Raw genomic sequence first — 21,730 nt, 5'->3', positions numbered from 1 at the left:
CCACGACGGGAGTTTCGGGGCGCTCGCGCCGCACCCTTCCGACCGAACCAGGAGTGACTGATGCCGATCGTCCTTCCCGAAGACCCGTTCCACCGCCGCCTGCACCACATCGCGCCCGGCGGTCTCACCGCCGAGACCGCCCAGACCGGTGGCATGCGCCGCCGGGCGGCCATCAGCGGCGCCACCGTCGGCTCCAGCCGCCTGTGGATGGGGCAGACCCATGTTGCGCCCGCCACCGCCTCGGCGAACCACCACCACGGAGACTCCGAGACCGCCATCTACGTCGTCAGCGGCAACCCCTCGTTCGTCTTCGCCGACATCGAGGGGGAGGAGCCCGTCGAGGTGCGCATCGACACCGAACCGGGCGACTACATCTTCGTGCCGCCCTTCGTCCCGCACAGGGAGGAGAACCCCGACCCCGACCTGGAGGCGATCGTGGTCATCGCCCGCAGCACCCAGGACGCCATCGTGGTCAACCTGGACGACCTCACGTGGACGGGGCCGGTCCTGACCTCACGGTGACGACCGGGCCTCGCGGTGACGGCAGGTCTCACGGTTGACGGCGGCCTTGTGACGATGACCCGGCTTCACGGTGGCGGCGGGGCTTCGCGGTGACGACCGGACTTCATGGTGACGGCCCGGCTTCACGGTGACGGCCCGGCTTCACGGTGACGGCCCGGCTTCACGGTGACGGCCCGGCTTCACGGTGGCGGCCGGGCCTCGCGGTTATCGCGAGGCCCTCGCCCGCCTTCCGCCGACCCGGCCCGCCGGGTCGGCGCTCTTCGCTCGTCCGCCCGCCGGGTGAGTCCCCGGCGGGCCTTTCGCTCGCCTCACTTGCCTTACTTGCCTCGCTCGCCTTATTCGCCGCCGGTGTCCCCGGCCGGTCGCCCGTCGGCCGTCCAGCCGTCGGCCGCCTCGCCGGGCAGCCGGTCGTGCGCCACGACCCCGGCGTACACCAGTGCGGGCGGTACGTTGCGCCAGATCGGGCCCAGGGTGTCGACGGTGGCGAACGTGCTGCTCATGAGACCGCGAAAGTGCCGGAAGCGCCGGAACGGCATCACGGTCAGCGTCGTGATGGTGCTGAAGGCGCCACCGGGGGCGAGCGAGGCCGCGATCTCGTCGAGGATGCGCTTCTGCTGGGCGTCCTCGAACAGGGTCCAGGGGAGAGAGGAGACGATCGCGTCCGCGTGCGACAGGCCGGCCTCGCGCAGCAGCTTGCCGAGGTCGCCCGCGTCGCCGGGGATCACCTCAAGCCAGGGCCTGCTGCGCCGCAGGTGGTCGACCATGCCCTCGTTGACCTCCACGGCGAGCTGCCGCCCGCCCGGGGGCAGCCGGTCGCGGATCGCGTCGCTGATCACTCCGCCGCCGGCGCCGAGTTCGACGACCACGGCGCCGGGGGTCGTGGGAACGATCGAGGCCACCAGGCGGGCGACGGCCTTCGAGCTGGGAGCGATCGCCCCCAGCTGATGGGGATTACGCATGATCGCGCCGAGGAATGTGAGCGTGTCACTACCGGCAGGACGAGTTTGAGAGAGCATCGACAGCTTATTCCCCCAGTTGAGGGGGTTATGCCAGTTTAACGGGCTTTGATGATCGGGCTCCGTCGCCGTACGGCCGCCGTACAGCTCCCGTACAGCCGCCGTACCACCAATGTACGGCCGCCCGGCCCGGTGGCCGGGGAACGACACCGGTGGCGGTTCCCACCCGCCCCTGCCCGGGAGAGGCGGGGCGAGGTACCGTCGTCTTATCGGATCCCGGTCATGAGGGGAGCCGCCATGCCAGACGATTCCGATCACGTGCTCGACTCCATCGACGGCGCCGTCGACGAATGGCTCGCCATGAGCGACGACTCGATGCGCTGGACGCCGCCGGAGAAGGCACGACCGAAGCCCCAGTTCGGCCTGCCGGTGCCGCCGCTGCCGCAGGTGCTGGAAGATCTCCTCCAGGAGGTCGGCACCCGCCTCGGCCCGCCCGCCCAGGCCGTGGTCGACGCGTTCCGTCCTCTGGGGGAGGGAGTGGTCGACGCGGTCTCCACGTTCCTCGACAGCCCGCCCGTGCGGCAGCTCCTCGACCCGCCCGATCCGTCGGGCGATCGTCCGGAGACGCTCGGGATCAACGCCTTTCCCGACACGTTCGGGCCGCCTCCGGAGGACGCGTCCCGGCCGCGACGCATGATCGAGTCACGCCCGGACGAGGCCGGGCCGCTCCCCGGCCCGTCGGGCTCGCCGGACCCGCTTGACCCGCTTGACCCGCTTGAACCGTCCAGTTCCTCCGGCCCGTCCGGCCAGTCCGAGGCTTTCCCGGCGCGGGAGCGGCCGGACGCCGGGCCGCCGGGGCGTGACGAGTCTCCGGCCGGATAACCGTCCGCGTACGCCTCGGTCATCGCGGCGGGCGTGAGGCGTCACCCGCCGAGGTCCCGCCCCGGCCGCCGAGCCGGGTGTGAGGCCGACCGTCCGTTTATGGGCCGGACATGGCGGGCCGCGTTCCGCCCTCGGTGAGGAGTCTCTTCGAAGGGGAGCCCGTCCCGGCGGTCGTCGGTGTCCCGTTTCAGGACTTGTCAGAAGATCTCCGGCGGGAAAGGTGAGTCCGCACGCCGGATGGGAAGCGGGTCTGCCCCGGCATCAGGGAGCGACCGCACGACCTCACTTTCTCCCAAAGTGGCCCGTGAAGTGCGGAACCCCTTTTTTCGGGCAAAGAATAAAAAACCCCATGAACCGGCGTACTTCAGGAGTGATGAAATGGCGGGTCTTGCGGGGCCGATCGCGGTCGGTGTCGAAGAGGAGTTCCACGTCGTCGATGTCGACACCCGGCACCTCGTACCACGGGCCGGTGTCCTGCTGGAGCAGCTGCCCGCGGAGCGTTTCACGCACGAGCTGCAGCGTTCGGTGGTCGAGGCCAACAGCAGGCCCTTCATGCATCTGGAGGACCTCGGGCACGACCTGACCGCGCTGCGCCGCACGGTGATCCAGGCGGCGGACGGTCTCGGCCTGGGAATCGTGGCGGCGGGCAGCGTGCCGCTGGTGGATCTGGAGGCGCTGAAGATCTCCCCGGATCCCCGCTACGAGCAGATGCTCGCCGACTACCAGCTGCTCACCCGCGAGCAGCTGATCTGCGGGACGCAGTTCCACGCCGACGTCGAGGACCGCGACCTGGCGGTGGCCGTCGCCCACCGCCTGGCCCCCTGGATCCCCCCGCTGCTCGCCCTGAGCTCCAGCTCGCCGTACTGGCTGGGATCCGACACCGGGTACGCCAGCTACCGCCCGCTGCTGTGGCAGCGCTGGCCCACCGCCGGTCCGGTGCCCAGGTTCGAGTCGGCCGCCGAGTACGACCAGGTGGTGCACGACCTTGTCGCCTCCGGGGTGATCACCGACCCCGGAATGATCTACTTCGACATCCGGCCCTCGGCGCACCTGCCGACCATCGAGCTGCGGGTGTGCGACGCCTGCCCCCGCGTGGGCGACATCGTGCTGATCGCCGGGCTGTTCAGGGCACTGGTGGCCAGGGAGCTGGAGGCGGCGCAGAGCGGCCCCGAGCGCACGGTCCGGCTGGAGATGGTCCGCGCGGCCTCCTGGCGGGCGTCGCGCTCCGGGCTGGAGGGCGACCTCGTCGACCCGGTCGAGGGCACCCCGGCACCGGCCGGAGAGGTGATCCGGCGGATGATCAACGGCCTGCGCCCGCAGCTGGAGCAGTGCGGCGACTGGGAGCTCGTCACGTCCCTGGCCAGGGAGTCGCTGGCGCGGGGAAGCTCCTCGGCCCGCCAGCGCGAGGCCTACGCCCGCAGCGGCCGGCTGTCGGACGTGGTCGACCTCGTCATCGCCGAGACGCGCTCGGAGGAGTGGGAGACCGCCTTCGGCGGCCCGATGCCGAGGATGCACACCAACCTCCTCGACGGCTACGAGGCCCCCGGCGACGAGGCGATCATCGAGGGCACGGTGCGCGAGTCCTACCAGCCGGTGCTGCGGGTCCTCGACCGCCTGGGCGCCGAAGGGCTGCGCGACCGGGAGGAGAGGCGCGACGCCTACCAGCGCGACAACGGCATGACCTTCCAGGTGGGGGACGGTGACGAGAGCCGCATCTACCCGTTCGACATGGTCCCCCGGCTGGTCCAGGCCGGTGAGTGGGCCGAGATCCAGCGGGCCCTGCCGCAGCGGGTGCGCGCGCTGGAGGCGTTCCTGCACGACGTCTACGACGGGCGCGAGATCATCAGGGACGGCACGATCCCCGCGTGGGTGGTCGACGAGTCCCCCGGTTACCGCAGGTTCGGCCGCCGGGTGCCGCAGGACGTCGTGCGCTGCGCCGTGGCCGGGCTTGACCTGGTCCGCGACAACGTCGGCCGCTGGGCGGTGCTGGAGGACAACCTGAGGGTGCCCTCGGGCCTCGGGTACGCCGTGACCAACAGGCGGCTGATCAACGAGCTGATGCCGGAACTCGCCCCCGGAGCCGAGGTCGCCGACCCGGCGGAGGGACTGCGGACGCTGCGGGAGGCCCTGCTCGCGGCGGGCTCCGGCGATCCGTCGGCCCTCGCCGTGGTCTCCTCGGGGCCCCGGGACTCCGCCTACTACGAGCACAGGATGCTCGCCGAGGAGCTGGGGGTGACCCTGGCCCTGCCGTCCGACCTGTCCTTCAGGAACGGCAACCTGGAGATCGACGGGCGCAGGATCGAGGTGCTCTACCGCAGGATCGACGAGAGCGACCTGCTCGAGGGCCACCTCGGGCTGGAGATCATGGACGCCGTCGAGCGGTCCGCGCTCGTCCTGGCCAACGCGCCGGGCAACGGCGTCGCCGACGACAAGTGCCTGTACCGGTACGTGCCGCGCCTCATCGAGTACTACCTGGGCGAGCGGCCCCTCATCGACAACGTCACCACCTACCTGTGCCGCGACGCCGGAGACCGCGAGCAGGTGCTCGACCGGCTGCCCGAGCTGGTCGTCAAGCCGGTGGACGGCTTCGGCGGGCAGGGCGTGGTCGTCGGCCCCGACGCCTCGCCCGAGGAGCTCGAGGAGGTCAGGAAGACGATCCTCGCCGCGCCCGAGGGCTGGGTCGCCCAGGAGACGATCCGGCTGTCGACGCACCCGACCATCGACGGGGACCGGCTGAGCCCGCGCGTGGTCGACCTGCGGGCCTTCGTCTGCTTCGGCGAGACGGCGACGGTGCCGTCGACGGCGCTGACCCGCGTCGCCCCGGCCGGAAGCATGATCGTCAACTCCTCCCAGGGAGGCGGTTCCAAGGACACCTGGCTGTTGAAGGGGACCTCCGACGCGCGGCCCGGACGGTGAGGCCGGGCGTGGGGCGGTCGGTGAGAGGTTCGACGCGCGGGACGCGCGAGACGTGTGATCCGGGCGAGGGACCCAGGCCCGAGCCGGTCACCGGAGGATTCGATGTGTGAGACGCGCGAGACGTGTGATCCGGGCGAAGGGCTCCGGCCCGAGCCGGTCACCGGGGGGTTTCGATGTGTGGTCTGAGCGGTGAGCTCCGGTTCGACGGCCGCCCGGCGGACGTCGCCGCCGTGGCCCGGATGAACGACGTGATGCACGACAGGGGACCGGACGGGACGGGCCTGTGGTCGCTGGGGCCGGTCGCCCTCGGCCACCGGCGCCTGAGGATCATCGACCTGTCGGACCGGGGCGCCCAGCCGATGGTGGACAGCGACCTCGGCCTGACGGGCGTCTTCAACGGGTGCCTGTACAACTACCGCGAGCTGCGCGGGGAACTGGAGGGCCTGGGCTACCGCTTCTTCTCCACCTCCGACACCGAGGTGCTGGTCAAGTCCTTCCACCGCTGGGGGAACGGCTGCGTCGACCGCTTCAAGGGCATGTTCGCCTTCGCGGTCACCGAGCGCGACACCGGCAGGCTCACACTCGGCCGCGACCGGCTGGGGATCAAGCCGCTCTACGTCACCCAGGACGCCGCGCGGCTGCGCTTCGCCTCCTCGCTGCCCGCGCTGCTCGCCGGGGGAGGGGTGGACACCGGCATCGACCGGGTGGCCCTGCACCACTACATGACCTTCCACTCGGTGGTGCCCGCCGAGCGCACCGTCCTGGCCGGGGTGCGCAAGCTTCCCCCGGCCACCGTGCGCACCGTCGAGCCCGACGGGACCGTCGCCGACCACCTCTACTGGCAGCCCTCCCACACCCGCTCGGCCCTGCCCGAGTACGCCGGGCTCACCCCGGACGAGTGGGTCGAGGTCGTGCTCGACCGGCTGCGGGCGGCCGTGCGCAGGCGCATGGTCGCGGACGTGCCCGTGGGCGTGCTGCTCTCCGGCGGCCTGGACTCCAGCCTGATCGTCGCGCTGCTGGCCGAGGAGGGGCAGCGGGGCCTGTCGACCTTCAGCATCGGGTTCTCCTCGGCGGGCGGGGAGCGGGGGGACGAGTTCGCCTACTCCGACCTGGTCGCCGGGGAGTTCGGCACCGATCATCAGCGCATCCCCATCGACGACACCCGCCTGCTGCCCGCCCTGGAACGCGCGGTGCGGGCCATGAGCGAGCCGATGGTCAGCCACGACTGCGTCGCCTTCTACCTGCTGTCGGAGGAGGTCTCCAAGCGCGTCAAGGTCGTCCAGTCCGGGCAGGGCGCCGACGAGGTGTTCGCCGGGTACAGCTGGTACCCGCCGCTGGCCGGCGTGCCGCGCGAGGACGCCGCCGCCGTGTACGAAAAGGAGTTCTTCGACCGCTCGCACGGGACGCTGGGCGCGATCCTTTCGCCGGAGTACATGCCGGACGAGGACGTCAGCGGCGACTTCGTCCGGCGCCACCTCGCGCGGCCCGGCGCCGACACCGCGCTCGACGCGGCGCTGCGCCTGGACACGGGCGTCATGCTCGTCGACGACCCGGTCAAGCGCGTGGACAACATGACCATGGCCTTCGGGCTGGAGGCCAGGACCCCGTTCCTCGACCACGAACTGGTCGAGCTGGCGGCGGCCTGCCCGCCCGAGCTCAAGCTCGCCTCCGGCGGCAAGGGCGTCCTGAAGGGCGCCGCCCGCAAGCTGCTGCCCGCCGAGATCATCGACCGGCCCAAGGGGTACTTCCCGGTCCCGGCGATCAAGCACATCCACGGCCCGTTCCTGGAGCTCGTCAGGGACGCGCTGAGCGGGCAGGCGGCCAGGTCACGGGGCCTGTTCGACCGGGCCTACGTCGACAAGCTGCTCGCGGCACCGGACGAGCATCGCACTACCCTGGGTGCGAACGCGTTGTGGCAACTCGGACTCCTGGAGCTGTGGTTGCAGGCACAAGGAGTTTGATGACCGAAATTCTCGGCGCCCGTTCCCGTCCCTCGATGGGCACGGGCCTGACCGCCTGGAGCTGCCGGGCGCCCGCGCTGGCGCCCGACCTGAGCGCCGTCGCCTTCGTCGGCGACCGGGACGGCTCGCCGCGCGTCTGGATCCAGCCCCTCGGCGCGGAACTGGAGGCATGGCGCCCGGAGGAGAGCCCGCAGGCTCCTCAGGGGAAGCCGGCGGCGAGGCGCCCGGAGGAGGAGTCGCGGGCGTGGCGCCCTGGGAAGGCCCCGCAGGCCCTTCGGGGGGAAAGCCCGCAGGCTTCTCAGGGGGAGGAGTCGCAGGCGTGGCGTCCGGGGGAGAGCCCGCAGGCTTCCCGGGGGGAGGAACCCGAGGCCTGGCCGGTCGACACGGGCCCCGAGCCCGTCGCCGACGTGAGCTGGTCCCCCGACGCCCGGAGGCTGGCCGTCCTCGTCGTACCGGGCGGCGGGGAGCACACGCAGGTCTGGACGGTGCGGCCTGACGGCGGCGACCTGCGCCCGCTGGCCGCGCCCGAGGGCGGATCGGCGTCGTTCGTGCGCTGGACCGGCCAGGGGGAGACCCTCCTGGTCGCGGAGGTCTCCTCGTCGGGCCGTACGGAGGCGGTGCTGATCGACGCGGCCTCGGGAAGCCGGGAGGTCATCGCGGGCGGGGCGCTCCTGCACCCGGCCGCGGTCAGCCGCGACCACCGGCGGATGCTGCTGCGCCGCGGCCCGCGCGGCGTGCGCCGGATGTACGTGGCCGATCTCCCGGCCCTGCCCGGCGACCCCGCGGGTCACCCTCCCGCTCCCGGCCTCTCCCATCCGGACGGCCTGGCGACCGACTTCTCCCATCCCGGCGCCCTCGCCCCGGGCCTGTCGCACCCCGGAGATCTCGCCCCGGAGCCGCACGGCGGGCTCCCCGCCAACCTTCCAGCCGACTTTCCCGTCAACCTCCCCGCCGACCTTCCCGTCGTGGTCCGCTTCGATCTCCCGCCCGGCGACACCCATGACATCCCGCCCGGCCTCCCCGCCGACGCTCCCGCCGGGATCCGCTTCGACCTTCCCGCGGGCGATCTCTCCGACGTCCCGCCGGGCCTGCCCGCGAGCCTTCCCGACGAGGCCGCGGGCGACCTGCCGGGTCACGCGGAACGGCCGCTGCTGGCCGGGCTGACCGGCACCACCGACTACGGGATCCTCTCTCCCGACGGGACGACCGCCTACCTGCTGTCCGACGTCGGCCGCGACCGGGCCGCGCTGATCGCGGTGGGCGAGGACGGGGCGGCGACCGTGCTGGCCGAGCGTTCCGGCGCCGAGCTGGACCAGTTCGCGCTGAGCGCCGACGGCCGTCTCGCCGTCCTGGTGTGGAACGACTCCGGCCGCTCGGAGCTGGAGGTGGTCGAGACGGCCACCGGCCGGACGCGCCCGCTCCCGCCCCTGCCCGCCGAGGTGGTGTCCTCGATCAGGGTGTCCCTGGACGGCAGCCTGGCCGTCCTGGCGGCCGAGGCGCCCGGCCACCCCTCCCACGTGCTGCTCTGCGACCTGGCTACCGGCGGCTACCGGCGGATCGCGGGCTCGGGGCCGATCCCCGGCGCGGCCGGCGCGGAGCTGGCGCGCTTCCAGGCGGGCGACGGCATGGAGCTGACCGGCTGGCTCTACCGGGTCCCCGGCGCCCGCGGCCCGGCGCCCTTCGTCGTCTACCTGCACGGCGGTCCCGAGAGCCAGGAGAGGCCAACCTTCAACCCGCTGTTCCAGAACCTGCTCGCCGCCGGGATCGGGGTGCTCGCGGCCAACATCCGCGGCTCGTCGGGGTTCGGGCGGGCCTTCCGCAACGCCGACAACCACGCCCTCCGCTTCGACGCGATCAACGACGTCGCCGACTGCGCCCTGGAGCTGGCGCGGGCGGGCATCGCCGACCCGGCCAGGATCGCCTGCATGGGACGCTCGTACGGCGGCTACATGACGCTGGCCGCCCTCGTCACCCACCCGCGCCTCTTCCGCGCCGGGGTCGACGTCTGCGGCATGGCCGACTTCGAGACCTTCTACGAGCGGACCGAGCCGTGGATCGCCGCGGCGGCCGTCAGCGAGTACGGCCACCCCGTCGCCGACCGCGACCTGCTGCGGGCCCTGTCGCCCCTGCACTCCTTCGACCGGCTCGCCGCCCCGCTGCTGGTCGTGCACGGCGCCCGCGACACCAACGTCCCCCTGTACGAGGCCGAGCAGGTGCTTCAGGCCGCGCGGGCCCGCGAGGTGCCCTGCGAGCTCCTGCTGTTCGAGGACGAGGGACACGAGATCCGGCAGATCGCCAACCGGGTGACCTTCGTCAAGAACGTCGTCGAATGGCTCAGATGGCACCTGTCGGTCCCCGACCCGGCGTGAGGCCTCGCTTTCCCGCTCGGCTCGGCTCGGTGACAATGGCGACATGCCGCGTACGGAAACACCGTGGGGCCCGTGGGAACCGGCTTCGCCGGCCGAGGTCGTCGAGCTGTTCCGGGGGCTGGGGACACCCTGGTGGATCGGCGGGGGGTACGCGATCGAGCTGGAGGTCGGCCACGCCTACCGCGAGCACGGCGACATCGACGTGGGCCTCCTCCGCCGCGACCAGGCCGCGGCGCGCGGGCTGCTCGCGGGATGGGACTGCTGGGCCGCCGACCCGCCGGGCACGCTGCGCCCGTGGCCACAGGGCGAGATCCTTCCCGCAGGCGTCCACGACATCTGGGTCCGCGAGGATCCGGAAGGGCCCTGGCGGATCCAGCTGATGCTCGACGAGGCCGACGGTGACGACTGGGTCTACCGGCGAGATTCGAGGATCCGCCGCTCGCTGGCGTCGTTCACGGTCGCCGAGGACGGCTTCTCGCGGATCGCGCCGGAGATCCAGCTCCTGTACAAGGCCAAGGGGCGGCGCCCCAAGGACGAGCGCGACTTCACCGAGGTCCTGCCCCGGCTGGACGGGGCGCGGAGGGCCTGGCTGGACGAGGCCCTGGCCACCGAGCACGGCACCCACCCCTGGCGCGAACGCCTCCGCCCCCCGGAGTGAAGGCGATCACCGGGAGGGAACGCGGGGAAAGGGCGGGACGGCCGGATCGCCTGGCTGTGCCGGGAAGGCGGGCCGGATCGCCTGGCTGTGCCGGGAAGGCGGGCCGGGAAGGAAAAGGGTCACGTGCCGACGCGGGCCGCTCGTTCACCGGGAAGTAGGGTGGGTCCCGGCCCGGCCGAGGCCGTGGGCGAGCACCTCCAGGGGGTTGGCCAGCACGTCGGCGAAGGCGAGTTCGGCCGCGCCGGTCAGGGTGGCGTCGTCGCCGAGGGCCGAGGTGCGCAGCCGCACCCTCTCCCGGGAGATCACCAGCACATTGGCCTCGACCCGGCTGTGGACCTGGGCCGCCGAGCCCTGGTAGACCTCGCGCAGCATCCCGCCGAAGATCACCAGGCCGGGGTTGAACAGGTTGATCAGGTTCGCCACCCCGATGCCGAGCCAGTCGCCGATCCGGCGCAGCGCCTCCACGGCCGCGACGTCCCCGCGTCCGGCGGCGTCCACCACGGCCCGCACGCCCTCGCGCCCTGACAGCTCGGAGGAGCGGCCGGCGGCGTCGATCAGGGCCTGCTCGCCGACCTCCGCCTCCAGGCAGCCGCGCGAGCCGCAGCCGCAGGGCCGCCCGTTGTACGGGTTCACCATCATGTGCCCGAGCTCGCAGCCGTACCCGCCGTCGCCGTCGAGCAGCTTGCCGCCGACGATGATCCCGCCGCCCACGCCGACGTCCCCGTGCAGGTAGACCAGGTTCTGGAAGCCGACGCCCACCCCGCGCTCGTGCTCGGCCAGCGCGCCCAGGTGGGCCTCGTTGCCCACCGCCACCGGCAGCCCGAGCCCCAGCCGGTGGCCGAGCTCGGTGCCGAAGGCCTGGTCCACCCAGCCCATGTTCGGGCCGAAGCGCACCATCCCGTCACCGGGCCGGATCATGCCGCAGTAGGCCGCGCCGACCCCGACGCACACAGCGTCCCGGGGCGCCTCGCGATGCATCTGCCGGGCGAATCCGGCGAGGGTCCCGACCACGTCGTCGAGGTCGGCCCCGGCGCGCCGCCTGACCGCCTCCCTGCGGTCCAGGACCGCCCCGCCCAGCCCGACCCTGGCGGCGACCAGCCGGTCCACCCGGACGTCGAAGGCCATCGCGTAGACCCGGTCGGACTCCGGCCGGACCACCAGCGAGGGACGGCCCGCCCTGCCGGTGTCCCCGGGAAGCTCCTCACGCACCAGGCCCGCCGAGGTGAGCTCCCCGGTCAGTCCCATGATCGTGCTGCGGTTCAGGCCCATCCGGTCGGCGAGTTCCGTACGGGAGAGCGGGCCGCCCAGGTGCACGTGCCGGAGCAGAGCGCCAAGGTTGCGCTGGCGGATCTCCTCCTGGGACCGACCGGCTTTCAGCATCGTGAGGATCCTGACGACTCGGGGCTTGCCATCGTTGCGCGCCGCGGCGGCGGGGACGGGCGGCCACGCCGACCGGCGGCACTGGAACCGATCCTGTCACACCGAGGGAACACCGGCCGGTGGCCGTCGAGAGTATTTCCGTTCGCCGGTTCCCGGTGTCTGGCTGTGAGAACCGGCGAGCCGCCGTGCTGCCGGGGCGGCGTTCTCCCTTGCGGGAGTTCCCGTCTCACCGGTGCGTGCCCGGTGCGAACGACAGGGCCCACCGCTCCTCCACGGGCGTTCACCGTCTCCCCGCGACCCTGGGCGAAGCCCGCGACGGGAAGTCCGCGGGGAGGGGCGGGCGTCACCGGGAAGGGAGGGCCGGGGGTCACCAGAAGACGCCGAGTTCACGTTCGCAGAACACGCCTCCCACCAGGTTCTGGACCGGATCGGTGAGGTCGGGCTCGCCGGACTCGGCCAGCAGCCGAGGGGCGTGGACCTCGGCGTCGTCCCGCGGGGCGTACCCGAGAGCGCGAGCCGCGTCGAGCGACCACCAGCGGCGGGTGTTCGCCGAGACCCCCCACACGAGGTGGAAGCCCCGGGCGGTGAGGGACGCCTCGACCAGCCGGGCGCAGTCGTCGTACGACAGCCAGGTCGACAGTGCCCGGAGGTCGCGGGGCCGCTCGGCGCACGAGCCCAGCCGGATCACCACGACGTTCATCGAGAACCGGTCGTGGTAGAGACTGCCGAGCGCCTCCATCGCCGCCTTGCTGAAGCCGTAGTAGGTGTCCGGCCTGGGGGAGAGGCCGTCGGGGGCGTACGGGCGGGGGTGGAACCCGGCCGCGTGGTGGCTGCCGACGAGCACTACCTGCCGGACGTTCTCCCGGCGGGCCGCCTCCAGGAGCACCTGCGTGCCGTGGACGTTGACACGCAGGATGTCCTCCCACGGATGTTCGCGGCTCAGCCCGCCCAGGTGGACGACCGCGTCGACGCCGTCCATCGCCGCGGCCGTCGCGCTCTCGTCGGTCAGGTCGGCGAGGATCGTCTCCTCGCCGGCCTGACGGTCCGCGATCGGGACGACGTCGGCGAGCCGCAGCACCCGGCCGGGCCGGGCGAGCCGCGGCCGGAGCGCGGTCGCCACCGCGCCGGCCGCGCCGGTGAGAAGGATTCGCACGTCAGATCGCCTCCTGCCGGAAGAGCCGGCCGATCTGGCGGGCCGCTTCGCCGAGCACCGTCACGATCCGCGCGTGGTGCGCCTCGTCGAGCCGGACCAGCGGGACGGACGCGCTGATCGCGTCGGTCACCGGCGAGGCGTGGGGGAGCGGCACCGCGACGCAGCCCAGGCCGGGGGTGTTCTGCTCCCTCTCGTCCGCGTAGCCGCGCAGCCGGGCGTCCTCCAGCTCCCGCAGCAGGTCCTGACGGCTGGTCACGGTGTGCTTGGTCAGCGGTGCGAGGACGTCGGGGATGTGTCTCTCACCGTCGTCGCGCCCGGACAGGACCGCGCGGCCCAGCGCGGTCGCCCAGGCGGGCTGCCTGCGGCCCACACGGGAGGTGAACCGCAGGTGGTGCAGGGATTCGCGGCTGGCGAGGTACACCACGTCGGACCCGTCGAGGCGGGCCAGGTGGACGGTCTCGTTGATCTCGGCGCGGACCTGCTCGAGCACCACCGCCGCCGCCCGGACGACGGGATCGCGGTCCAGGTAGGAGGTGCCGACCAGCAGGGCCCGCACGCCGACGGAGTACGTCACGCCGTGCCGGTCGGTCTCCACCCAGCCCCTGCCGATCAGGGTCCGCAGCAGCATGTGGAGACTCGACTTCGGGTAGCCGAGATCCCGTTGGAGCTCGGTGAGCGTGACCGGCCGGTCGGCACGGGCCAGTGCCTCTAGCAACTCGATCGTCCGGTCGGCTGATTTGACGGGACGTCTTTCCGGCGGATTCTCACCTGCCGACAACCCGCACCCCCCACCGGCTCGGCTGCCGGATCCGTTGACAGCGTTGTGAGTGATTTTTACAGTTGCGACACGCTGTTCACAACCTAGGCCAGGGTTCACATATGTGAATGGAGTGGTGGATACGTGAGGCCCCGTCGGTGACCACAAAAGTGATCTACGCCTATCCCTGGGACGTCGTCGGGGATCCCGCCGCCCCCGAACGCCTCGCCCGGCTCGGCGCGGACACGGTGGCGCTGGCCGCCTCGTACCACTCGGTGCGGGCGGCCACTCCCTTCCATCCCGCCCACCGGCTCGTCGAGGCCCGGCCCGCCCTGTACGTCCCCGTCCGTACGGGCTCCTGGGGCAGGCTCGTCCCTGCCGCCCCCACCTGGACGGCTCCCGACGCGTTCGTCCAGGCCGCGGACGCGCTGCGCGCGGTGGGGCTCGCCGTCCACGCCTGGACGATCCTCACCCACAACTCCCACCTCGGAACCGCCCACCCGTCCCTGGCCGTCCGGAACGCCTTCGGCGACCGTTACCCCTACGCCCTGTGCCCGTCCCATCCCGACGTCGTCGACTACTGCCGGACCCTGGTCCGGGAGATCGCCGAACTCGGCGCCCCGGACGGGTTCGTCCTCGAGGCCTGCGGCCCGCTCGGCGTCCGCCACGCCGGCACGCACGAGAAGACCGACGGGGCCGACTGGACCGCGGCCCAGCTCGACCTCCTGTCCCTGTGCTTCTGCGCGGTCTGCGCCCCGCGCTACCCGGCGGGAACCCGCGAGCGGGTCCGGGCCGGAGTCGACACGGCCTCCCCGTCGGTCGAGGCCGCCCTCGGCGACCTCGCGCCCGTCGTCCAGGACCTGCGCGGCGGCCTCGGCAGGGAACTGCGGCGCGCGTTGCGGCCGGAGGCGGCCGGCCTGCCGGTCACCCTGCACGCCAGCCCCGACGCCTGGGCCGCGAGCGCCTTCAGCCAGGTCACCGCGGCCCCGGACGCCGACGTCCTCGTCGCCGGCTGCTGGGACGACCCCGCCTCCGGCACCGACCGCCTCCGGCGGCTTCGCGCCCTGGCCGCCCCGGGCACCCGCGTCGGCGCGTCCGTCCTCGCCCTCCCGCCCGCCGGCCTGACTCCGGAGACCCTGACCGCCTACCGCTCGGCCGGAGCCGACGAGATCCACGTCTACCACGCGGGCCTGGCCTCCCGGTCGCGTCTGGCCGCGATCGCCGACGCCCTGCGCTCCCTCTGATCCGGGGCCGCCGCTTCAGGGGGAGCCGTGGCCCCGCAGGCGCAGGAGGTGGCCGGTGAGGTGGTCGCGGGCGACGGTGACGGCGCTGGCGGCGATGCCGTCGACGTCCCCGGTCCGGCGGGAGTCCCTCGGGAGCAGGGTGGCGTAGCCGTGCGTGGTGGACAGGTGGACGTAGGCGAGGTCGGCGGTGTCGGCCCAGGAGGCGTCCTCGGGCAGGACCGCCGAGGTCAGAGCCATCAGGGCGTCCATGAGGCGACGGCTCTGCTCCTGGACGACCGGGCGGTGGGCGGCGGCGAAGTCATGGGAGTGGATGAGGTCGAGACCGGCGCGCCGCTCCAGGGCGTAGCGGGTGTAGGCCCCCGCGGTGGCGGCGAGCCGGTCGACCGGGTCGGGTCCGGCCAGCTCGGCCGCCCGGGTGAGGAGGTCGGTGAGGGCGGCGGTGAGAGAGGCCGCGCAGGCGGCCAGCAGGGCCTCGCGATCGGGGAAGTGGCGGTAGGGCGCGGCCGACGACACGCCCGCGCGAACGGCGACCTTGGCCACGGAGAAGCCCGCGACGCCCGTCTCGGCCAGGAGTGCGACACCCTCGCTGATCAACCTGGCCCGCAGGTCGCCGTGGTGGTAACCGCGTCGCGGTGTCGTGGGACTGCTCACGGCGAACGATTCTGCCCCCTTCCTGATGTTAGAGTGCTCTTACATCAATGTAAGAGCACTCTAACATCGACCATGAACGCAGGCCGGAGCCCGTTTTGCGAGAAAGGGCTCCGGGTGCGGGGAAAGGACGCTCATGCGGCAGCGAAACCTCGGACAGCAGGGTCTGACGGTGTCGGAACTCGGCTACGGCGCGATGGGGATCTCCCTGGCGTACGGGCCCTCCGACGAGAAGGAGGGGGCCGCGACGATCCGCCGGGCCCACGACCTGGGGGTGACGTTCTTCGACACGGCCGAGCTGTACGGGCAGGGCGAGAACGAGCGGATCGTCGGCGCCGCGCTCGCGCCGGTCCGGGACGAGGTCGTCATCGCCACCAAGTTCGGGTTCGACTTCACCGGCACCCGGAAGAGCGGTGTCGACAGCCGTCCCGAGCACATCCGCGAGGTCGTCGACAACAGCCTGCGCCACCTCGGCGTCGACGTCATCGACGTGCTCTACCAGCACCGCGTCGACCCCGACGTGCCGATCGAGGACGTGGCCGGGACGGTCGGGGAGTTCATCGACGCCGGCAAGGTCCGCTACTTAGGCCTGAGCGAGGCGGGGGAGAACACCATCCGCCGCGCGCACGCCGTCCGGCCCGTCTCGGTCCTGCAGACCGAGTACTCCCTGTTCGAACGCGACGTCGAGAGGCTCTTCCCCGTACTGCGCGAGCTCGGGATCGGGTTCGTCCCCTACTCGCCGCTCGGCAGGGGTTTCCTCACCGGCCAGGCCAAGCCCGGCGCCGAGTACGATCCCGGCGACATGCGCAGCTGGGACGCCCGCTTCCAGCCCGGCAACTACGAGAAGAACGTCGAGGCCACCCGCGGGCTCACCGAACTGGCCGCCACCAAGGACGCCACCGTGGCCCAGCTCGCCCTGGCCTGGCTTCTCGCCCAGGGCGACGACATCGTCCCCATCCCCGGCACCCGCAACCCCCGGCGCCTGGAGGAGAACGTCGCGGCCGTCGGTCTCACCCTCGACGACACCGACCTGAAGCGCGTCGCCGAGATCCTCCCGGACGGCGGCTTCGGCGCCCGCTACCCCGAGGGCATGCTCCCCGCCTGGGACTGACCCGTCCCGGAAACCCACGTCGCGACGGGCGCGGGGCTCGCGTGCCGAGGCAGGGCGGCGTTCGCCGCGCACCGCGCGGCGCTCCGGGCGATCGCCGAGGGCACGTTCATCCCGGACGATCCCGGACTGTCCAGGCCGTGACGAGTGACCGTGACGAGTGACCGTGACGAGTGACCGTGACGAGCCCGCCGCCGGGCGGGTGTCCGGTCCCGGCGCTCGGCCGCGTGGTCAGCGGCCGTACGCCTCCAGCAGCCGCAACCACACCTCGCTGACCGTGGGGAACGACGGGACCGCGTGCCACAGCCGGTCCAGCGGGACCTCGCCGGCGATCGCGATCGTCGCGGCGTGCAGCAGTTCCGCGACGTCCGGGCCGACGAGGGTCAAACCGACGATCACTTTCCGGTCCTCGTCGACGACCATGCGGGCGTGCCCCCGGTAGCCGTCGGCGTGCAGGGCCGACCCGGCGACGGCGCCCAGGTCGTGGTCGACGACGCGGATCCGTGTCCCCGCGGCCTCGGCCTCGGCCGCGGTCAGCCCCACCGACGCGACTTCCGGGTCGGTGAAGACCACCTGGGGCACCGCGCGCTCGTCGGCCGTGGCCGCGTGCCGGCCCCAGCGGCCGTCCTCGACCGCCTCGCCCCTCGCCCGCGCCACGATGACGTCGCCGACCGCGCGGGCCTGGTACTTGCCCTGATGGGTCAGCAGCACCCGCCGGTTGACGTCACCGGCGGCGTACAGCCACCCGCCGCCGACCGGCGTCCCGTCCTGTCCGACCACGCGCAGCGTGTCGTCCACCGTGAGCCAGGCGCCCGGCGTCAGGCCGACGGAACCGAGGCCGATGTCCCGGGTGTTCGGTGTCCGGCCGACCGCCACCAGGACCTCGTCGGCCTCGACCCGCTCGCCGCCGGTCGTCGTGACGCGCACCGTTCCGGTCTCGTCGCGGTGCGCCGACGCGGCCCCCGCGCCGAGGCGTACCGACACACCGGCCTCCCGCAACGACTCGGTGACCAGCTCGCCGGCGAACGGCTCGGCCGACGGCAGCACACCGTCACGAGCCAGCATCGTCACCGAGGACCCCAGGGCGGCGAAGGCGGTCGCCATCTCCGACGCCACCACGCCACCGCCGATGATCGCGAGCCGGCCGGGGACCGCGCTCGCGGCGGCCGCCTCCCGGCTGGTCCACGGCGCGGCCTCGCGCAGGCCGGGAACGTCCGGCAGCAGCGCGCCGCTTCCGGTCGCGACGACCACCGCGTGCCGGGCCGTCAACGTGACCGGGACGCCGTCGTCGCCGGTCACCTCGACCACCTTCGCGGACACGATCCGGCCCTGGCCGCGGTGCAGGGCGATCCCGGCCGAATCGAGCCAGCCGACCTGGCCGTCGTCCTTCCAGTGCGAGGCGAAGGAGTCACGGCGGCCCAGCACCGCGGCCGCGTCGAGATCGCCGGTCACCGCCTCGCGCGCTCCCGGCAACCGGCGCGCCGCCCGCAGCGCCGCCGCGCTGCGCAGCAGTGCCTTGGTCGGCATGCAGGCCCAGTAGGAGCATTCCCCGCCGACGAGCTCGCGCTCGACGACGGCGGCGCTCAGCCCGCCCCGCACCACCCGGTCGGCGACGTTCTCCCCGACCGGGCCGGCCCCGAGGACGACGACGTCGTAGGTGCCGCCGCCCATCTCAGTTCCCCTTCGCGGCGCGGCCGAGACGCAGGGCCGAGATGAGGAAGAAGATGCCGCCGGGGATGGCGTAGCCGGCCGCGTTGGTCAGCGTCGGGTCGGGCGCGGAGGCGCCGAGGATGAACGACGTACCGGCGAGCACGGAGATGCCGCCGCTGATGATCATCGGCCACTGGCCGCCCATCTTGCGGCGGGTGACACCAACGATCAGCTGGACCAGCCCGGCCACGACGGCCCAGGCGCCCCACACGCGCAGCACCGCCGGGATGCCGGACGCGCAGGCGATGCCCACGCCGACGGCGGTGATCAGGCTGACCGCGACGTTCACGTACAGCAGGGTGGGGGATCCGGTGGTGCGCGACGCGCGGGCGTCGATGACGGCGGCGGCCACGTCGAACAGCGGGTAGAGCACGAGCAGGGTGACCGCGACCGGCCCCAGCTCCGAGGCGGTCGTGAACATCGCGAGGGCCCAGACGATGGCGAACACGAACCGGACGAAGTACAGCCGCCGAAGCGCGGACGCGGTCCCGGAGATATCAGGCGAGGCGGCGATGGTGCTCATGATGATCCTTTCAGCGGATGAGTGACGAGGAGAGCGGTTCGGCGCGTCCCGCGATCGGTTCTCCCGATCGGGTGGGCGACCGGCCCGGCGTGGCCGGCCAGGGCGGCGGAGGAGTTAACCCCTTCGACGTGGGCCCCGGCCCGATGCGCCCGTCCACGAGCCACTGGAACAACTCCCCGCAATACCGAACGTTCTATCGCGACACAGCATGGCAACCCGCGGCGCGGCCTGTCAAGACCGAACGTTCTACTCACTCACGTGATGCGTGCGCGGCCCCGACCGTCCGAAGTCGTCGCGAGGGAGTGTGGGGCATCACCGTCAAGGCGGGGGAACGACAACCCGTGACACTGTCGAGGCCGGACATGTGCGCTGCCTGATTATTGAACTCATGCGTTCATTGTCAGCGGGTGACTTCGTTCCGGGAAGGGAGGAACCAGGCCGCGATCCCGACGGCGATCGCCAGCCCGGCGACGACGGCGGAGGCGGTGAAGGCCCGCGACACCCCGGCGGCGACGTCCTGCCCGCCGCCGGCGAACGCGGTCAGCAGCACCGCCGGCCCGAGCGAGCCGCCCAGGGCCAGCGACGCCTGCAGGACCCCCGAGGTGATCCCGGCGTCCTCGGGCGGGGTCTCGGACAGGACGATGATGTTGAAGGGGACGATCGCCGCCCCCGCTCCCACCCCCATGATCACCAGCGGGCCGAGAACCGCCGCCGGGTACGCGCTGTCCCCGTCCACCCCGCCCAGCCACAGGGTCGCGACCACGACGAGCGCGAGCCCGGCGACGGCCAGGTTCCTCGGGCCGCGCGCCCTGGCGATCAGTGTGGGCGCCGACCTGGCGGTCACCAGCAGGGCCAGCCCGAAGGGCAGGAAGGCGAGGCCGGTGAGCAGCGGCCCCAGGCCCAGGACCCGCTGAAGGAACTGGGTGAGGAAGAACAGGAAGCCGGTCAGGACGAACGCGAGCAGCACCAGGGTGACGAAGGCCCCGGCCCTGGCCCGGTGGGCGAACACCCGCGAGGGCAGGACGGGCGAGGCGACGCGCGACTCCAGGAACGCGAACGCCGCCAGCACCGCCGCCCCGCCGGCGAGGGAGCCGACGACGACCGCGTCTCCCCACCCCTCCTCGGCGGCCCGTACGAAGCCGTGGACGACCGCCGTCATCCCCAGCACCGAGAGCAGCGCCCCCGGCAGGTCGAGGGCACGGGTGCCCTCGCGCCCGGCGGGCCCCCGGGGGGCGATCGTCCGCGCGCCGAGCGCGACGATGGCGAGCCCGACGGGCACGTTGACCAGCAGGGTCCAGCGCCAGTCCGCGGCCCAGGTCAGCACGCCGCCCAGGATCATGCCCGCCGCCGCGGCCAGGCCCGTCACCGTGGAGTAGAGGCCGAACGCCCGCTGTCGCCGCTCGCCGGTGTAGGTGACGGACAGCAGGGCCAGCCCGGCGGGACCGGCCAGGGCCGCGCCGACTCCCTGCAGCGCCCGGCCCGCGAGCAGCCAGCCGAGATCGGGGGCGAGCCCGGCGAGCAGGGAGGCCGCCGCGAGCAGGCCCGTCCCGGCCAGGAAGACCGTCCGGTGGCCGAACAGGTCGCCCAGCCGGCCGCCCAGCAGCAGCACGCCGCCGAAGGACAGCAGGAACGCGTTGACCACCCAGGACAGGGCGGCCGCCGACAGGCCGAGGTCGTTCTGCAGGTCCGGCAGGGCGACCGTCACGATGGTGCCGTCGAGCTGCAGCATGAACTCGCAGCCGACGATCGCGGCGAGCAGCAGGCCCGGAGCCCTGGCGGGCGAGATCCCGCCCGGGGAGTCGCCGGTGTTGACATCGGTGGCCATACGCTTCTCCATTCTTTACTCGGGTGGCCATTATTTTGAACTCATGAGTTCAGATTGGCAAGCGGAATGCGGCGATCGCTGCGGTAATCTCGGACCGTGACCACCACCGAACGCGCGATGCCTGGCAGGGGACGGATCGACAAGCGCACGGCGATCCTGGACGCCGCCGTGAAGGTCTTCTCCCAGGAGGGCTACGCCCAGACGAACATCGACGCGATCGCGAGCCTCGCGGGGGTCGCCAAGCCCACCGTCTACAACCACTTCCACGACAAGGAGACCCTGTTCCGCACGGTCATGCGCGACAGCGCCGACCGGTCGACGGCCAGGATCACCGCCGCGTTCGCCACCCTCCCCGACGACGGCGCCGACCTCGCCGCCGAGCTGGAGAGGGTGGGCCACCTCATGGTCGAGTGCCAGCTCAGCGAGGAGGGCTGGGCGCTGCAGCGGCTGCTGTACGCCGAGGCCGCGCGCCTGCCCGACCTCTACGACGAGGTGGTCGCCCGAGCGGGCACGCCCGCGCTGAACGTCCTCGCCGGACGGCTGGCGGGCCTGGCCAACCGGGGCCACCTGGAGATCGACGACCCGCGGGTCGCGGCGGGCCAGTTCATGGCGCTCGTCGCGGGCAACCTTCCCGCGCTGTCCGCGCTGGGCACCCGCCCGGTCGGCCCCGACGCCCTCGCCGCCGCGGTCCGCGACGGCGTGAACACCTTCCTGCGCGCCTTCGCCGCCCCCGCCAGGCGCCGCCCTCCCCGCCCCCGCGAGTCCTGATTCCGCGAGTCCTCGTTCCGGGGCCGTGCGCGATGTCCGTCCCTTACCGGTCAGGCCGGTTTTTCGCCGTATTTATTTATCTTTGCGGCCTGCTGCTGATAACAGATCGGTAAGACCGTACTGTCATGGGCCGCATACAGTGGGTGATTTTGCCAGGGTGGGGAGGCCAGACGCGACACGGGAGGCGAGATGCACGGTGAGCACGATCGGACTCACGGCCACGGCCTCAAGGCGAGACCGCGGGGGCGCATGCCGTACGGCGACCCGCCGCCTTCGCAACCCGCCGGTCCTTCTCGGGCCGTCGGCCCTTCGCAGGCCGCCGGTCCTTCGCGTCCCGCCGGATCCTCCGG

17 protein-coding genes are annotated in these 21,730 nt (G+C 72.8%); 9 read left to right on the top strand and 8 right to left on the bottom strand.

Annotated features, from left to right (window positions below; genetic code table 11):
• The first annotated feature begins 60 nt into the window (after positions 1-60).
• Positions 61-522, top strand: a complete 462-nt coding sequence (locus tag ACFYWM_RS27080; RefSeq protein ID WP_389918731.1) for a cupin domain-containing protein — start codon at positions 61-63, stop codon at positions 520-522.
• 335 nt (positions 523-857) lie between these two features.
• On the opposite strand, the gene ACFYWM_RS27075 is transcribed toward ACFYWM_RS27080, so the two are convergent.
• Complete coding sequence (locus ACFYWM_RS27075) at positions 858-1,481, bottom strand: class I SAM-dependent methyltransferase (protein ID WP_389918728.1); 624 nt, start codon at positions 1,479-1,481, stop codon at positions 858-860.
• A 294-nt stretch (positions 1,482-1,775) separates the two neighbouring features.
• Between ACFYWM_RS27075 and ACFYWM_RS27070 the strand changes: the two genes are divergently transcribed.
• The 5 genes from ACFYWM_RS27070 to ACFYWM_RS27050 all read left to right on the top strand — a co-directional run bounded on the left by ACFYWM_RS27070 (position 1,776) and on the right by ACFYWM_RS27050 (position 10,264).
• Positions 1,776-2,360 carry a hypothetical protein gene (locus tag ACFYWM_RS27070; protein ID WP_389918725.1) on the top strand — a complete coding sequence of 195 codons (585 nt, stop codon included), beginning with the start codon at positions 1,776-1,778 and terminating at the stop codon, positions 2,358-2,360.
• Positions 2,361-2,738: 378 nt separating this feature from the next.
• Entirely contained in the window at positions 2,739-5,276 is a 2,538-nt protein-coding gene (locus ACFYWM_RS27065; protein WP_389918722.1) for a glutamate--cysteine ligase, read from the top strand.
• Between the two features lie 173 nt (positions 5,277-5,449).
• A complete protein-coding gene (locus tag ACFYWM_RS27060; RefSeq protein ID WP_389918718.1) occupies positions 5,450-7,237 on the top strand; it encodes an N-acetylglutaminylglutamine amidotransferase in 1,788 nt (595 codons plus the stop codon).
• Complete coding sequence (locus ACFYWM_RS27055) at positions 7,237-9,606, top strand: prolyl oligopeptidase family serine peptidase (RefSeq protein ID WP_389918715.1); 2,370 nt, start codon at positions 7,237-7,239, stop codon at positions 9,604-9,606. The genes ACFYWM_RS27060 and ACFYWM_RS27055 overlap by 1 nt, the downstream gene beginning before the upstream one ends.
• Before the next feature lie 43 nt (positions 9,607-9,649).
• The gene (locus tag ACFYWM_RS27050) at positions 9,650-10,264 is read left to right on the top strand and encodes a nucleotidyltransferase domain-containing protein (protein WP_389918712.1); all 615 of its coding nucleotides are present in this window, start codon (positions 9,650-9,652) and stop codon (positions 10,262-10,264) included.
• 144 nt (positions 10,265-10,408) lie between these two features.
• Here ACFYWM_RS27050 and ACFYWM_RS27045 read toward each other — a convergent pair whose 3' ends face one another.
• The 3 genes from ACFYWM_RS27045 to ACFYWM_RS27035 all read right to left on the bottom strand — a co-directional run bounded on the left by ACFYWM_RS27045 (position 10,409) and on the right by ACFYWM_RS27035 (position 13,575).
• Entirely contained in the window at positions 10,409-11,644 is a 1,236-nt protein-coding gene (locus tag ACFYWM_RS27045) for an ROK family protein (protein ID WP_389918709.1), read from the bottom strand.
• A 367-nt stretch (positions 11,645-12,011) separates the two neighbouring features.
• Positions 12,012-12,797 (bottom strand): NAD-dependent epimerase/dehydratase family protein, encoded by a 786-nt coding sequence (locus ACFYWM_RS27040; RefSeq protein WP_389918706.1) that lies wholly within the window; start codon positions 12,795-12,797, stop codon positions 12,012-12,014.
• Between the two features lies 1 nt (position 12,798).
• Positions 12,799-13,575, bottom strand: coding sequence for an IclR family transcriptional regulator (locus ACFYWM_RS27035; protein WP_389918703.1), 777 nt, complete (start codon positions 13,573-13,575; stop codon positions 12,799-12,801).
• A 137-nt stretch (positions 13,576-13,712) separates the two neighbouring features.
• Between ACFYWM_RS27035 and ACFYWM_RS27030 the strand changes: the two genes are divergently transcribed.
• Positions 13,713-14,798 carry a hypothetical protein gene (locus ACFYWM_RS27030; protein ID WP_389918700.1) on the top strand — a complete coding sequence of 362 codons (1,086 nt, stop codon included), beginning with the start codon at positions 13,713-13,715 and terminating at the stop codon, positions 14,796-14,798.
• A gap of 15 nt (positions 14,799-14,813) precedes the next feature.
• On the opposite strand, the gene ACFYWM_RS27025 is transcribed toward ACFYWM_RS27030, so the two are convergent.
• On the bottom strand, positions 14,814-15,449 hold the full coding sequence (locus ACFYWM_RS27025) for a TetR/AcrR family transcriptional regulator (RefSeq protein ID WP_389918697.1): 636 nt from the start codon (positions 15,447-15,449) through the stop codon (positions 14,814-14,816).
• 133 nt (positions 15,450-15,582) lie between these two features.
• Here ACFYWM_RS27025 and ACFYWM_RS27020 point away from each other — a divergent pair, with 133 nt between their 5' ends.
• Positions 15,583-16,557, top strand: a complete 975-nt coding sequence (locus ACFYWM_RS27020; RefSeq protein WP_389918694.1) for an aldo/keto reductase — start codon at positions 15,583-15,585, stop codon at positions 16,555-16,557.
• Between the two features lie 228 nt (positions 16,558-16,785).
• Here the strand turns inward: ACFYWM_RS27020 and ACFYWM_RS27015 are convergent, their stop codons facing one another.
• The 3 genes from ACFYWM_RS27015 to ACFYWM_RS27005 form a co-directional block, all read right to left on the bottom strand.
• Positions 16,786-18,225 (bottom strand): dihydrolipoyl dehydrogenase family protein, encoded by a 1,440-nt coding sequence (locus ACFYWM_RS27015; protein WP_389918691.1) that lies wholly within the window; start codon positions 18,223-18,225, stop codon positions 16,786-16,788.
• Position 18,226: 1 nt separating this feature from the next.
• The gene (locus ACFYWM_RS27010; protein ID WP_389918688.1) at positions 18,227-18,787 is read right to left on the bottom strand and encodes a hypothetical protein; all 561 of its coding nucleotides are present in this window, start codon (positions 18,785-18,787) and stop codon (positions 18,227-18,229) included.
• A gap of 400 nt (positions 18,788-19,187) precedes the next feature.
• Entirely contained in the window at positions 19,188-20,612 is a 1,425-nt protein-coding gene (locus tag ACFYWM_RS27005) for an MFS transporter (protein ID WP_389918685.1), read from the bottom strand.
• Between the two features lie 96 nt (positions 20,613-20,708).
• On the opposite strand from ACFYWM_RS27005, the gene ACFYWM_RS27000 reads away from it, so the two are divergent.
• Positions 20,709-21,380 carry a TetR/AcrR family transcriptional regulator gene (locus ACFYWM_RS27000; RefSeq protein ID WP_389918683.1) on the top strand — a complete coding sequence of 224 codons (672 nt, stop codon included), beginning with the start codon at positions 20,709-20,711 and terminating at the stop codon, positions 21,378-21,380.
• Positions 21,381-21,730: the final 350 nt, after the last annotated feature.

The sequence above is a fragment of the Streptosporangium sp. NPDC002721 genome, from assembly GCF_042888905.1.
In the GTDB taxonomy this organism is placed as follows: Bacteria; Actinomycetota; Actinomycetes; order Streptosporangiales; family Streptosporangiaceae; genus Streptosporangium.
The sequence above is the reverse complement of the archived record's forward strand: the minus strand, read 5'-3'. Positions and strand labels throughout refer to the sequence as shown.

Excerpts from the sequence above, each read along its gene's own strand:
- ACFYWM_RS27060 (WP_389918718.1), top strand. The coding sequence starts at position 5,450 with ATGTGTGGTCTGAGCGGTGAGCTCCGGTTCGACGGCCGCCCGGCGGAC.
- ACFYWM_RS27010 (WP_389918688.1), bottom strand. The coding sequence starts at position 18,787 with ATGAGCACCATCGCCGCCTCGCCTGATATCTCCGGGACCGCGTCCGCG.
- ACFYWM_RS27070 (WP_389918725.1), top strand. The coding sequence starts at position 1,776 with ATGCCAGACGATTCCGATCACGTGCTCGACTCCATCGACGGCGCCGTC.
- ACFYWM_RS27065 (WP_389918722.1), top strand. The coding sequence starts at position 2,739 with ATGGCGGGTCTTGCGGGGCCGATCGCGGTCGGTGTCGAAGAGGAGTTC.
- ACFYWM_RS27020 (WP_389918694.1), top strand. The coding sequence starts at position 15,583 with ATGCGGCAGCGAAACCTCGGACAGCAGGGTCTGACGGTGTCGGAACTC.
- ACFYWM_RS27005 (WP_389918685.1), bottom strand. The coding sequence starts at position 20,612 with ATGGCCACCGATGTCAACACCGGCGACTCCCCGGGCGGGATCTCGCCC.
- ACFYWM_RS27055 (WP_389918715.1), top strand. The coding sequence starts at position 7,237 with ATGACCGAAATTCTCGGCGCCCGTTCCCGTCCCTCGATGGGCACGGGC.
- ACFYWM_RS27080 (WP_389918731.1), top strand. The coding sequence starts at position 61 with ATGCCGATCGTCCTTCCCGAAGACCCGTTCCACCGCCGCCTGCACCAC.
- ACFYWM_RS27045 (WP_389918709.1), bottom strand. The coding sequence starts at position 11,644 with ATGCTGAAAGCCGGTCGGTCCCAGGAGGAGATCCGCCAGCGCAACCTT.
- ACFYWM_RS27075 (WP_389918728.1), bottom strand. The coding sequence starts at position 1,481 with ATGCGTAATCCCCATCAGCTGGGGGCGATCGCTCCCAGCTCGAAGGCC.
- ACFYWM_RS27015 (WP_389918691.1), bottom strand. The coding sequence starts at position 18,225 with ATGGGCGGCGGCACCTACGACGTCGTCGTCCTCGGGGCCGGCCCGGTC.
- ACFYWM_RS27050 (WP_389918712.1), top strand. The coding sequence starts at position 9,650 with ATGCCGCGTACGGAAACACCGTGGGGCCCGTGGGAACCGGCTTCGCCG.